The following is a 13,510-nucleotide window of genomic DNA, read 5'->3' as shown; positions in this document are numbered from 1 at the left end:
CGCTCGGTTCGCTCATCGCTGCGTCACTGCTCCTTCGGTACCGGCGTCCTGGACCGCCCTGGGCGCCCAGTCGGGGTGGTTGCCGTGCATGGCCCGGTAGTACGGGTCGGCGGGGCCGATCTCGCCCGCGCGCACGGGGCGCGCCGTACAGGCCGACTTGTAGAGCGCGGCGAGGAATTCGAGGGTGCGGCGCGCGTCGGCTCCGCTGCCGGGCGGCCGGACGCCCTTCTCCATGGCGTCGAGGAAGCCGTCCAGCTGTGCGGCGTGCGAGCTGGGCAGGTCCGCGGCGGGCGCGCTCCAGCGGGCCGTACGGTCCGTCTGCTCCCGCACGTGCGGTGCGGGGGTGTACGTCCAGTCGTCGTTGCTGTGGCCGTACAGGTGCGTCAGTTCGACCGTCGCGTCGGCGCAGTCGACACGTATGCGGCTCACTTCGTCCGGGCTGAGCACACTGTTGACGACGGTGGCCATCGCGCCGCTGTCGAAACGGACGAGCGCGGTGGACACGTCCTCGCTCTCCACGTCGTGCACCAGCCGGCCCGCCATGGCGCGGATCTCCGTCCAGTCGCCCAGCAGGTGCAGCAGCAGGTCCATCTGGTGGATGCCGTGCCCCATCGTCGGGCCGCCGCCCTCGGTGTCCCAACGGCCGCGCCAGGGCACCGAGTAGTACGCCTCGTCCCGGAACCAGGTGGTCTGGCAGTGCGCGACGAGCGGCCTGCCGAGGTCGCCGCCGCGCAGCAGCTCCCGCGCGTGCACGGCGCCGGACCCGTAGCGGTGCTGGAACACGGGCGAGACGTACGGTCCGCCGTTCTCCCCCTCGGCGGCGGCCAGTTGGTCGTATTCGTCGAGCGAGAGACACAGCGGCTTCTCGCACAGCACCCACGCGCCGGCGCCGAGCGCTGCCCGGACCTGTCCGGTGTGCAGGGCGGGAGGCGTGCCGATCAGTACGAGGTCGGGGCGTTCGGCGGCCAGCATCTCGTCGATGCCGGTGTAGCCGGCGACGTCCTCTCCGGCCAGCGACCGGAAGGCGGCGAGCCGTTCGGCGTCGACGTCGACGGCCGCGACCAGCTGTACGCGGTCGGACTGTTCACGCAGGGCCGGCAGGTGGCTTCCGGTGACGATTCCGCCGGTGCCGACGACAGCGGCGCGGTACAGGGGCTTCTCAACGGGCATGCGACAGGGTCTCCTTGAGAATAGAAAGCGCTTGCCGTCGAGGAAGGACGGTACGGGCGCCCGGATCATCCGGGCAAGAGATGTGCACCGAGGAATTTTGAAACGTGTCAAACCGCGGAGTGAGAACATGACGCGGCAGTGGACGACGGAGGTAACGATGGCAGTGACCCTGGCCGACGTGGCGGCACGCGCGGGAGTCTCGGCGGCCACGGTGTCGCGGGTGCTGAGCAACAACTACCCGGTCGCCGGGGCGACACGGACCCGCGTCCTGCGCGCCGTGGAAGACCTCCAGTACGTCGTCAACGGGCAGGCGAGTGCGCTTGCGGCCGCCACCTCCGATCTGGTCGGCGTGCTCGTCAACGACATCGCCGACCCCTTCTTCGGCATCATCGCGGGGGCCGTGCAGAGCGAGATGGGCGGCGACGGCGGTACGGGCCAGAAGCTCGCCGTCGTCTGCAACACGGGCGGTTCACCGGAGCGCGAACTCACCTATCTCACCCTGCTGCAGCGGCAGCGCGCCGCCTCCGTCGTACTGACCGGCGGCGCCATGGAGGACGCCGGGCACCGTGCGGCACTGGCCGCCAGACTGCGCCATCTCGCCGAGGGGGGCACCCGCGTGGTGCTGTGCGGCAGACCGCCCCTGACGGATCCGGCGGAAGCGCACGAGGAGAGCGCCGCCGCAGAGACACCCGGGGCACCGCCCATCGTCACCGTCGCCTTCGACAACAGGGGCGGCGCCCGGCGGCTCACCGAGCACCTGCTCGCACTGGGCCACCGCCGCATCGGCTACGTCGCGGGCCCGGCCGAACGGACCACCACCCGGCACCGTTTGGAGGGCCACCGTGCCGCACTCCGCGAGCGGAGCCCCGGACTGCTGCCGGACGCCGACAGGCTGACGGTGCACGGCGGCGCGTACGACAGGGCCTCGGGGTACGACGGCGCGCTGGAACTGCTGCGCCGCGACCCCGGCGTCACCGCCGTACTGGCCGCCAACGACACGGTGGCGCTGGGGATTTGCGCGGCGCTGCGGGAGCAGGGGCTGCGCATCCCGGAGGACATCTCCGTCGCGGGCTACGACGATCTGCCGTTCAGCGCCGACGCCTCCCCCGCGCTGACCACGGTGCGGCTGCCGCTGCACGAGGCGGGGGCGCGGGCGGGACGGCTGGCGCTCGACCGGGAGACGCCTCCGCCGGGCGGCGTGGCCACCGCGCGCGCGGACCTGATGGCGCGCGCGTCGACGGCCCCGCCCCGCGGGTGAACTCCACGCAACCCTGCGGGGTCCTTGTCGTGGGGGCGGTGCGTCTGGTGCGCTGATCTCATGCGACTCGCCTTTTCCACCCTCGGCGTTCCCGGTCTGCCCGTCGCCGACGCCGTCCGCCTCGCCGCGGACAACGGGTTCGACGGACTGGAGCTGCGCGCGCACCCCGAGGAGCAGGTGCATCCCGGGATCGGCCTGTCCGAACGCGTCGGCGTGGTGGAGGAGTTCAAGAACGCGGGCGTGGAGATCCTCGCCGTGGCCGGCTACACGAAGATCGCCGAGCCGGGCGGGGACGACAAGGTGCAGGCCGGCCTGCGTGCCCTGCTGGAGCTCGCACGCGACCTCGACGCACCGTACGTCCGCGTGTTCCCCGGCGGCGGTGACACGTCCGCCGAGGAGGCCGACGCGACGGCAGCGCGGCGGCTCGCCAAGGCGGCGCCGCTCGCCTCCGATCTGGGCGTGCGCATCCTGCTGGAGACACACGACTCGCATCGCACGGGCGCGGACGCCGCCCGGGTGCTCTCCGCCGTCGGGCATCCCTCGGCCGGCGCGCTGTGGGACGTACTGCACACCTGGCGGGGCGGGGAGGACCCCGACACCACGTTCCGGCTGCTCGCGCCGCACCTCGGCTACGTACAGGTGAAGGACGTCGCCTCCCCCGAAGACACCACTCCCCTGCCGCCCGGTGAGGGGGTGCTGCCGCTGCGCGAGGTGGTCGGTCTGCTGAGGCGTGCGCGGGAGGAAACCCCCGCCACATCGGGCGATTTGGAGGGGGTCGAGGCGTCGCAGTACGGCCTGCGCCCGGATTCCGGCGGCTGGCTGTGCTGGGAGTACGAGAAGCGCTGGTACCCGGAGGTGCGGGAGTTGTCCACCCTGCTGCCGGGCGTGCGTGCACACCTTCGCCACCTGCTCGACGGGGACCGCGCGCACTGATACCGGCCGTACGCCCCGCCGGTTCCCGTGCAGACACCCGGCCGGATGCCGCGCTCCGCGTCCGGGCCGGCCGCAGACGTACGCGATGCGCCATCCACACCCTTTCCACAGTTTCTCCGGATTCCGGGAACCTTGACCCGCCACTCTCCGTCAGACTGGCATGCCGCCGGAGAGTCCCCGCAGTGCGGCGTCGGCCTCGCTGCTGGCTGCGTCGCTGACCCACCTCTCCAACCGCCTGCGGCCGGCGGCGGGCCGCCATCGGTGCACACCCCCCTTCAACCGCACCGGTGGCGGCTCACCCGTTCGACGTATGGCTCCCCGCTCGGCGCCGCAGCACGCTGGACTGCGATATGTTCAGGGGGATTTGAAGGGATTTCCCGGCGGTTTCGGTGCATCCGGGACACCACGTCGGGGACATCGGGGAAGCCGGGGAAAACACCATGCGCATGCCTACAGTGCGCGCCGCTGTCACCGCGGCCGCGTGCGCGGCGGCGCTCGCCCTGAGCGCGACTGCCTGTCAGCAGCAGCCGCGGACCGACGAAGAGCCCGGCCAGCCGTCCGCCGCGCCCGCGGCGCTGGACACCTCGTTCCTCGCGCGGGGCGAGTGCAGTTCGCGCGGCCGCGCCGACTTCCGCGAGGTCTCCTGCGGCAGTGAACGTGCCGTCGCCAAGGTGACCGCACGGCACGACGGCCGGAAGGCGGACGGGCCGCGCTGTCCCGCGTACACGGACTTCGTCCTGCACATCACCGAACGGCTGCCGGACGCCGACGAGGACGGCGACGGCAGCGTCCCGCGCGGCTACGCGTGCATGCGCAATCTCGAACCGCCGCACCCCGGCGACCCGGGCGGTGGCGGCGGCCCGCGGACCGTGGTCGGCGACTGCGTGTACACGGCCCGGCAGGGCGAGGTGCGGGAGGCGCCCTGCGACGGGTCCGGCGAGCACTCCCCAGGGTTCCGGGTGGCCTCCACAGCGGCCGTGCGCGGTGACTGCCCGTCCGACACGACGCTCTTCGTCGGGCTGGACGGCAGGGAGCCGGTCGGCTGCGCCCGCGCCGTCGGGTAGTCCGGTGTGCCGGACTGCCCTGCGGGCGCAGCCTTCTGACAGTGCGACAGTGCGTTACGGACGCACGCCGCGGTGGGTCACGGACGCAGTGTCTGCTGCTTCTGCGCGGTGCCCTTGTCGAGCTTCGCGTCGTACTCCGTCAGCCGCTTCGGCTTCGCCGACGGGTCGGTCTTCACTCCGGCCCAGCGCATCAGGGTGCGGGTGGCCGCGGCCCTGTCGTCCTCGCTCAGTTTGGCGATGTTCGCGCCGTGGTTCTGGCCGGGCGCCACATAGCGGTGGGAGTCCTTGCTGCCCTGTCCGACGGTGAACGGTTCGGCGCTCCACGGGTCGTTCTCCCCGTTGACGAACAGCATGTGCCGCGACTTCGTCCGCACCCACCGGTCGACGTCCTTCATGGCGCCCTTGTCGAACGTCATGGGGATGTCCCTGGGGACGTACGTGCGCGGCACGTTGAGGCCCGGGTACTTGCGCAGGCCGTCGAGCAGGGGCTCCTCGTAGTCGGGCGAGCCGAGCTGGGTGCCTGCCTGGTAGTAGTACGGCGTGTAGGGCTCCATGCCCTGGTCCGTACCGGCCTCCCAGCCGCCGATCTCGTCGGCCCACTTGTACAGGTCGTCCGTCGGCGCTTCGGGGGACGGCACTGTCTCGCACTCCTTGCCGTCCAGGTGGTACTGCCAGTAGCCCCACACGAGGTCCTGGGCGATCAGCTCGAAGGCCTTGTCCGCGTTGCCCGCCAGCTTGAACGTGTAGCCCTTGTCCTCGGCCCACTTGTCGATGCGGGACACGAACTCGTCGCGGCGCTCGAAGATTTCGCGCTGCGCCGCGTTCAGCCGGTTGCGGCACTCGTCGCTGCCGACGTTCTCGAAGAACCGGTAGTACGCGGAGTCCTCGTCGTTCTTGACGTCGTTGGGCGCGACGTAGGCGACGGTGCCGTCCATGTCCTGGGGGTAGAAACGGCGGTAGTACGTCGCCGTCATCCCGCCCTTGCTGCCGCCGGTCGACACCCAGTTCTTGCTGTAGATGCGGTCCAGCGCGTCGTGGATACGGTGCTGGTCACTGGCGGCCTGCCAGATGTCGAGCTTCTTCCAGTCGGCCGGGTCGGGCCGGGACGGGGTGAAGTACCGGTACTCCATGGAGACCTGGTTGCCGTCGACCATCTGCGTGGGCTCGCTGCGGCTCGGGTTCGTGTTGAGGCCGTAGCCGGAGGTGAAGAAGACCGTCGGACGGCTCTCGCCCTTGTGCAGGATGGATATGCGCTGCTTGAACGTGCCCTTCTCCGGGTGCCGGTGGTCCACCGGCTGCCGGTAGTTCAGGACGAAGTAGCGGTAGCCGTCGACCGGCTTCTCCTGGACCAGGCTCATCCCCGGAATCGCGAGGATGCGGTCCTTGATGTCGGTGCCTGCCGTGCCGGTTCCGGCCGCGGTGGCGGCCCCCGCCGAGATGCCGCCGGCCCCGACGCTGCCTATGAGCATCGCGGACGACAGCACCCATCTGAGCGTTGTACGCATGTTCCCTCCCCTGTAGCCCCTGTGGTGACAAAGGTCGGAGGGAACCTATCGGCGCGCCACCCGTCCCGCCAGACCTCCTCCGTGACCGGAATCGCCCCGTACGGACGCCGGGAGGGCCGGCGGGCCGGTCCGCGACGCCACGAAGGCCCGCCGGACACCCCTAAGGTGGCCGCATGCCGGAACTCTCACCGCAGCCGCTGGCCACCGGGCCGCGCCGGATGGCGCTGCTCGCCTTCCACCGCCTCCCGGAGGGGCGGCAGTTCGACGACGCACCGGTCGCCTATGTGCTCGTCATCCTGCGGCACGAGGGACGCCCGCTGATGGTGTACGTGCGCCACCGTGCGCTGTGGGAGCTGCCGGGCGGCGGCATCGAGTCCGGCGAGACGCCCCGCGCCGCCGCCGTGCGAGAGCTGTGGGAGGAGACCGGGCAGCGGGTCGAGGAGGACGCGCTGCGGTTCGCCGGGTACGCGCAGACGCTGCTCGGTGCGGACCAACGGATGCTGTACGGCGCCGTGTTCACCGCCGACTCGCAGGGTCCGCTGCCCTTCGAGGAGAACGACGAGATCGCCGCCGTGCACTGGCGCGACGGCGACGAGCCGCTGAACGGCCTGGTACAGACTGTGGACGAGTATCTGATCGACGTCTGCCGGGGCTGACCGTACGGCTGTACGGCCGGCCCCGGCAGGTCTTTCGGTTCAGCGGGTGGTCACCGCGTGACCGTTCACTGGGTGACCTTCAACTCCGTGATTCCCGCGGGCTTCTCGGCGTCCTTGGCACTCACGGACACCTTCACGTAGCGGTAGGGCAGCCGGCGCCCGTCCGCGTCCGCCTGCCGCCAGTTCCTGCCGTCGGACGACACGGCGACCGTGTGGCTCTGCGGCGCGGGACGGGTCCACTGCGGCGTGACCGTACCGCCGCTGCGCACTCCGCCCAGATCGACCGTCACACTGCCCCGCTTGCCGTCCGGCATCCATGCCGTGGCCGTGCTCCCGTCGACCGCGGCACCGGCGTACATGCCGGGCTGCTCCGAACTCGCCTGCGCGCTGCGGCACCTGGCCGCGTTGTCGGTCGGCTGCAGGTCGGGCCGGCGCGTCTTGAGCACGGCCGGCGCGGCCTCGCTGACGGTCTGTTCGCCCTGCGGGGTGTCCAGCGTCATCGGGTCGCCGTCGGTCAGCCGGACGGTCGTACTGTGCGCGCCGAGCGACACGTCGTACGTACGCCCCTGCCAGCGCAGTCCCTTCAGCGTGACGCCGTCCTTGAGCTGCGGCGGCAGCATCGGGTCGAGCTTCAGTTTGCCCTCGCGCAGCCGCTGTCCGGTCAGCCCGTGGGTGAACGTCTGCAGGAAGCCGCCCTTGCCGGTGAGGAAGTCCTGTGCGGGCGAACCGGACAGCGGGTCGTTCGCCCCGGCCTTCTCCCCGCGCGCCTCGGAGAAGTTGCCGAACTCCCGCATGAACGGCCGTACGGAGCGCTCCATGTAGGTGTACGCGGAGCAGCCCGGCTCGCCCGTCGCCGCGGCGTCCACGGAGTGCACCGAGTCCGTCATGGCGGGGCCCTCGGGGTCGGTGCGCTGGGCGTAGTAGTCGAGCGTGCGGGTCGCGGTCTTCCGGGACATGGGCCACTCCAGCGGGTACATCAGCAGCACCGTGTCGGCCTGCTTGATGGTCGTGCCCTTGTAGCCGTCGTACTGCTGGTAGATGCCCTTCTTCTTGTCGAAGGGGATGCGGAGCTTGTCCGCGACGGTGTGCCACTTCGCCGGTGTCTTCTCGCCCACCAGCTGTGCGGCGCGGGCGGCCTGACGGAGCGTCGTCGCCGCACCGGCGTTCGTGAACACCCCGTCGTCGACGCCGTTGCTGTACTCGTCGGGACCCGCGACGTTCTTGACGGAGTAGCTGCCGTCAGCGTTCTTGTGCGCCCGGCTCGCCCAGAATTCGGCGATGCCCTTGAGCACGGGCCAGCCGCGTTCGCGCAGCCACTGCTTGTCGCCTGTGGCCAGGTAGTACTGCCAGGTGGCGAGGGCGATGTCGCTCTGCAGATGGTTCTGCGTGCGGCAGTGCGGCGGGTCCCAGCTGTGGCACTCGCGCCAGGCGTCGCCCTTCCTGCCGGCGTTCCAGGCGTAGAACAGTCCGTCGTATCCCAGCTTGCGGGCGTTGGCACGCGCGCCGGGCATGGTGCGGTAGCGGTAGTCCAGTACGGACCTGGCCAGCTTCGGATGAGTCGCCAGCAGGCCCGGGTACATCCAGGTCTCGGCGTCCCAGAAGATCAGGCCCGCGTAGTTGTCGCTGCTCAGCCCCGTCGGGGCAATACTGTCGTCGGCGCCTTTCCGGGTGCTGGACAGCAGTCCGTACTGCGCGGAGCGCAGCCATTTCTGCATCTCCGGACGGCCGTTGACCTGGATGTCGGTCTGCCACAGCTTCCGCCATGCCGCCGTATGGTCCGCGTGCGCCCGGTCCCAGCCGCGCGACGCGGCCTTCCGCGACGCCGAGAGTGCCGCCTTCCGCGGGGACTTGGAGGTGAGCGCGGTGTCGACGCCGACGTACTTGGTGACGTCGTAGGTGTGGCCGCGCCGCGCGGAGAAGGACACGTCCCGCTTCGTGGTCAACTTCCGGGCATCGGTGGCCTTTTGTTCACCACCTGTACGCATTCCGGGTCCGGGGCGCAGCGTGGAGGCCACCGCTCCCGCGGTCTTCGAGCCGTGGGTGCGGAAGGCCACGTCCATCGATCCGGCACCGCGGTCGCCGCCGCCGGTCTGGCTGACGCGGCGGGCGCCCCGCCCGTCCAGTACGTCGGTCACCTTCGCGGGACCGCTCCAGTGCGGCGTCATCGACAGCCGTACGGCGCCCGCGTGTTGGTGGTTCCGGTCGGTGAAGACCTCGTACGTCAGGTCGGTGGCCCGTCCGTCGGGCGCCGTCCACGTGAGCGAGGTGCGTACGGTTCCCTCGCGCATGTCGAGCGACTGCTTGTAGCCGGAGACCCGGCCGCGCGGCGTACCGGACGAGAAGGTCGCCTGTGAACGGCCGCTGCCTGCGGTGACGTTGATCCCGGTCCAGTTGGGCAGCCCGGCGACGGCCGCCTTGTCCTTGGCCGTGCTCTTGTTGTGGCCGTAGAGCCCCGCGACGACTGAACCGTCGTAGCGCGGTGTGTAGAGGGGGAATCCGGTCTTCTCGCCACTCGCGGAATAGCCCGCTCCGGTGGCGGCCACACGCTGGCCCAGATAGCCGTTTCCGACGAACGGCCGGTAGCCGTCGTCCGGGGTGAACTTGTGGGAGGAGAGCACCCAGCCGCCGGGGCTCCCCGCCGGCTGGTGGTGCTGCTGCGGTGGCTGGGCGGCCGAGGCCTGCGGAACGGCGGCCACCAGGGCGCACGCGAGCGCCGGCGCCATGAGGCGGGCTGGTCGAAGCATGGAGCGAACCTAAAGATGTGAACATGACGAGTCAATAGAGCTCGCCATGTGTTAAATCCTTGAACTCCATCTCGTGGCTCCGGTACGGCCGTCCGGCCCCTCCGACGGACGTGCGTGCCCCGGCCGCACCGGGGCACGCACGCGTCACACCGTCACACCGCCGCCGGTTCGGTCTCCCCGGAGAACGTGCGCCAGAGCCGCGCGTAGTGCCCCTCGCGGGTGAGCAGTTCCCTGTGCGTACCGTCCTCGACGATCCGGCCGTGGTCGAGCACCACCACCCTGTCGGCACGCGCCGCCGTGGTGAGCCTGTGCGCGACGACCAGCGTGGTGCGGGTGCCGGCCAGCCGGTCGGTCGCCTCGTTCACCAGTGACTCCGTGGCGAGGTCGAGCGCCGCCGTGGCCTCGTCCAGCAGCAGCACGTCGGGGTCGACGAGTTCGGCGCGGGCCAGCGCGATGAGCTGCCGCTGACCGGCCGAGAGGTTCCTGCCCCGTTCGGCCACGGGGTGCAGATAGCCCTCCGTCAGCGCGGCGATCATGTCGTGTGCCCCCACCGCCCGTGCGGCGGTCTCCACTTGGGCGTCCGTGGCGTCGCTCCGCCCGTACGCGATGGCGTCCCGCACGGTGCCCGGGAAGAGGTAGGGCTCCTGCGGCACGACGCCCAGCCGGTGCCGGTAGCCCGCGAGACCGAAGGTCCGCAGGTCCTCGCCGTCCGCCAGGACGGCGCCGTCCGTCGGGTCGTAGTAGCGCGCGACGAGTTTCACCAGGGTGGACTTCCCGGCGCCGGTCTCGCCGACGAACGCGACGGTCTGTCCCGCCGGGATGTCCAGGCTGATGCCGGACAGCGCCTCCTCCTCGTGGAGGGAGCCGTCCGCCGACCCGTACCGGAACGACACGTCCTCGAACGTGATCTCGCCGCGCAGCGGCCCCGCCTCACGCGGCTTTTCCGGCTCCGGGGTGCTGGTCCGCTCGCTCAGCAGTTCCTGGATGCGGCCGAGGGCCACCGACGCCTGCTGGTAGCCGTCGAACACCTGCGACAGCTGCTGCACCGGCGCGAAGAACAGCTCGATGTAGAGCAGATAGGCGACCAGCGCGCCCGCCGTCAGCGTGCCGGCCTCGACCCTGCCCGCGCCGACGATGAGTACGGAGGCGGTGGCCAGCGAGGCGAGCAGCTGGACGAACGGGAAGTAGACCGAGATCAGCCACTGTCCGCGCACCCGCGCCTGCCGGTAGCTGTCGCTGCGGCGCGCGAACCGTTCGGCGCCGCTGCCCTCCCGCCGGAAGGCCTGCACCATGCGCAGTCCTGCCACCGACTCCTGGAGGTCCGCGTTGACGACGCTGACACGTTCGCGTGCCAGCTCGTACGCCTTGACGCTCTGCCGCCGGAAGAAGACCGTGCCGATGATCAGCAGCGGCAGCGACGCGAACACGACCAGGGCGAGCTGGACATCGATGACGAGCAGGGCGACGAGGATGCCGAGGAAGGTGAAGACGGAGACGACAGCGGTGACGAGTCCGGTCTGCAGGAAGGTCGACAGGGCGTCCACGTCGGTCGTCATGCGCGTCATGACCGCGCCGCCCAAGTGCCGCTCGTAGTAGTCGAGTCCGAGGCGCTGCAACTGCGCGAAGATCTTCACCCGCAGGGCATAGAGCACACGTTCACCGGTACGCCCTGTGAGCCGCATCGAGCCGAACTGTGCCGCCCACTGTCCCGCCACCACGAACAGCGCCAGTCCTGCCGCCGTCCACACGGCGCCGAGGGCCGCCTTCTGCACACCGTCGTCGATGCCGTGCCGGATCAGGATGGGCAGCGTCAGCCCGAAGCCCGCGTCGAACGCGGCACAGACGAGTGCGACGGCGAGTGCGGCACCGAAGCCGCCGAGCAGACGCCGCAGTCCGTACGAGGTCTCCTCCCGTTCGGCACGCTCCTCGTCGACGTCGGGGACGCCGTCGGCGGGCGGCAGAGCGGCGACCCGGGCGAGGAGTTCGGGGCTGCCGGGCGAGGAGCCCAGCGCCGCACCGAAGCTGCCCGGAGCGCCGGACTGTGCGTCGGCGCCCAGTCCGGACGTGTCGCTGTCGTCGTCCGTGCCGGAGGCCTGCCGGCGCACCCAGAGTCCGAGGGTGACGCCGTCGGCGTTCCGCTCGTCGTCGTGGTGCCCGGCGGCGCCCGCCGGGTCGCGGTCGACCTCGCCGAGCTCGTCCGGGTCGGTCAGCAGCCGCCGGTACAGGCCGCAGCGCTCGGTCAGTTCGTCGTGGGTGCCGATGTCCATGAGCCGGCCGCCGTCCAGCACGGCGATCCTGTCGGCCAGCGCGAGGGTGGACATCCGGTGCGCGATCAGCAGTGTGGTGCGGCCCGCCATGACGCCGCGCAGCGCCTCGTGGATCTCGTGCTCCACGCGCGCGTCGACCGCGGAGGTGGCGTCGTCCAGGAGCAGCAGCCGGGGGTCGGTGAGGATGGCGCGCGCGAGTGCTATTCGCTGCCGCTGTCCGCCGGAGAGGGTGAGGCCCTGCTCGCCGACCGCCGTGTCGTACCCGTCGGGCAGTTCGGTGATGAAGCCGTCGGCCTGTGCGGCACGTGCCGCGGCGCGTATCTGTTCGTCGGTGGCGTCGGGCGCGCCGTAGGCGATGTTCTCCCGTATGGACTCGGAGAACAGGAAGCTGTCCTCGGGCACGAGGCCGATGGCCGAGCGCAGCGAGTCCAGCGTCAGGTCGCGCACGTCGTGCCCGCCGACGCGTACGGCGCCGCCGGTCACGTCGTAGTAGCGGGGCAGCAGCAGCGAGACGGTCGACTTGCCGCTGCCGCTGGTGCCGACGACGGCCACGGTCTCGCCGGGCTCGATGCGCAGGCTGAACCCGTCGAGCACGGGACGGCCCACAGTTCGGCTTCCGGAACCGCCGTCCGTGGAGGCGTCCTTGGAGTCATCGGCGGCGTCGTCCTTGGAGCCGTCCGCGGTGGCCGCGCCGTGCGGGCCGTAGCCGAAGGTGACGTTGTCGAACTCGACGGACGCGTCGGCCTCTTCGGGCAGCTCGTGCGCGCCGGGGCGCTCCGCCATGCGCGGTTCGGTGTCGATGAGTTCGTAGACCCGCTCGACGCCGGCGCGGGCCTGCTGGCCGACGGTGAGCATCATGGCGAGCATGCGGACCGGGCCGACGAGCTGGGCGAGGTAGGTCGAGAAGGCGACGAAGGTGCCGAGGGTGATCTGCCCCTCGGTGGCCATCCAGCCGCCGAGCGCCAGCATGCCCACCTGCCCGAGCGACGGGATGGACTGCAGAGCGGGCGTGTAGCGGGAGTTGAGCCGTACGGTGCGCAGCCGGGCGGCGAACAGCCTGCGGCTGATGTCGCGCAGTTTGCCCTTCTCCTGGCTCTCCTGCCCGAATCCCTTCACCACGCGCACGCCGGTCACGGCGCCGTCGACGACGGACGCGACGCCGCCGGCCTGCTGCTGTGCGTACCAGGTGGCGGGGAAGAGCCGGGTGCGGCTGAGGTTGGCGATCCACCAGAGGGCGGGGAAGACGGCGAGCGAGACGAGGGTCAGCAGCGGGGAGAGGACCAGCATCACGACGAGCGCGACGGCGAACAGCAGCACGTTCCCGATCATCATCGGCAGCATGAACAGCAGGCTCTGTACGAGCTGCAGGTCGCTGGTGCCGCGGCCGACGACCTGCCCCGTCGACAGTTCGTCCTGACTGCGTCCGTCGAGCCGGACGATCGAGCGGTACATCTCGGTGCGCAGGTCGTGCTGTACGTCGAGGGCGAGCCTGCCGCCGTGGAACCGGCGCACATAGGTGAAGGCGTAGACGGCGATGGCCGCGACGATCAGCAACCCGATCCAGAGCGCCATGTCGCCCTGCCCGCCGACCACCACGTCATCGATGATCACCTTGGTCAGCAGCGGCACCAGCGCCGTGACGGCCATACCGCCCAGGGAGGCGCCCAGCGCGAGCAGCGCGCTGCGTTTGTACCGCCAGCAGTACGAAGCCAGCCGCCGTGTCCATCCGGCACCTTCGGTGCCGTCCCGGCCGGCCGGCCTGCTGTCCTTCTCGGTCCCCGCCACTGCGCGCCCTCCCGCTGTCCGACGGCTGATCTCTGCTGCCGGATGCTGCAACGCGCTGGCGTGGGGATTTCATCCCCACGCAATACTGCGCAACAAACCGCGCGCGGCGTACGCGGAGGGCGCGTGGA

The 13,510-nt window shown here is 71.0% G+C and carries 8 protein-coding genes; 4 read left to right on the top strand and 4 right to left on the bottom strand.

The window, feature by feature from the left end:
- Positions 1 to 12: 12 nt before the first annotated feature.
- Positions 13 to 1,170 carry a Gfo/Idh/MocA family protein gene (locus AC3AGO_RS22175; protein WP_487821968.1) on the bottom strand — a complete coding sequence of 386 codons (1,158 nt, stop codon included), beginning with the start codon at positions 1,168 to 1,170 and terminating at the stop codon, positions 13 to 15.
- A 157-nt stretch (positions 1,171 to 1,327) separates the two neighbouring features.
- On the opposite strand from AC3AGO_RS22175, the gene AC3AGO_RS22170 reads away from it, so the two are divergent.
- The 3 genes from AC3AGO_RS22170 (at position 1,328) to AC3AGO_RS22160 (ending at position 4,425) form a co-directional block, all read left to right on the top strand.
- Positions 1,328 to 2,428, top strand: coding sequence for a LacI family DNA-binding transcriptional regulator (locus AC3AGO_RS22170; RefSeq protein WP_487821967.1), 1,101 nt, complete (start codon positions 1,328 to 1,330; stop codon positions 2,426 to 2,428).
- A 60-nt stretch (positions 2,429 to 2,488) separates the two neighbouring features.
- Positions 2,489 to 3,361, top strand: coding sequence for a sugar phosphate isomerase/epimerase family protein (locus AC3AGO_RS22165; RefSeq protein ID WP_487821966.1), 873 nt, complete (start codon positions 2,489 to 2,491; stop codon positions 3,359 to 3,361).
- Between the two features lie 446 nt (positions 3,362 to 3,807).
- Positions 3,808 to 4,425, top strand: coding sequence for an LppU/SCO3897 family protein (locus AC3AGO_RS22160; RefSeq protein ID WP_487824761.1), 618 nt, complete (start codon positions 3,808 to 3,810; stop codon positions 4,423 to 4,425).
- 77 nt (positions 4,426 to 4,502) lie between these two features.
- Here AC3AGO_RS22160 and AC3AGO_RS22155 read toward each other — a convergent pair whose 3' ends face one another.
- Positions 4,503 to 5,930, bottom strand: coding sequence for a S28 family serine protease (locus tag AC3AGO_RS22155; protein ID WP_487821965.1), 1,428 nt, complete (start codon positions 5,928 to 5,930; stop codon positions 4,503 to 4,505).
- Between the two features lie 173 nt (positions 5,931 to 6,103).
- Here AC3AGO_RS22155 and AC3AGO_RS22150 point away from each other — a divergent pair, with 173 nt between their 5' ends.
- Positions 6,104 to 6,586: an NUDIX hydrolase gene (locus AC3AGO_RS22150; protein ID WP_487821964.1), complete on the top strand. Its 483-nt coding sequence runs from the start codon at positions 6,104 to 6,106 to the stop codon at positions 6,584 to 6,586.
- A gap of 65 nt (positions 6,587 to 6,651) precedes the next feature.
- Here the strand turns inward: AC3AGO_RS22150 and AC3AGO_RS22145 are convergent, their stop codons facing one another.
- The gene (locus AC3AGO_RS22145) at positions 6,652 to 9,330 is read right to left on the bottom strand and encodes a glycosyl hydrolase family 65 domain-containing protein (RefSeq protein WP_487821963.1); all 2,679 of its coding nucleotides are present in this window, start codon (positions 9,328 to 9,330) and stop codon (positions 6,652 to 6,654) included.
- A gap of 152 nt (positions 9,331 to 9,482) precedes the next feature.
- Complete coding sequence (locus AC3AGO_RS22140; protein WP_487821962.1) at positions 9,483 to 13,382, bottom strand: ABC transporter ATP-binding protein; 3,900 nt, start codon at positions 13,380 to 13,382, stop codon at positions 9,483 to 9,485.
- Positions 13,383 to 13,510 lie beyond the last annotated feature (128 nt).

Source organism: Streptomyces sp. BL1 (assembly GCF_057628045.1).
The sequence above is the reverse complement of the archived record's forward strand: the minus strand, read 5'-3'. Positions and strand labels throughout refer to the sequence as shown.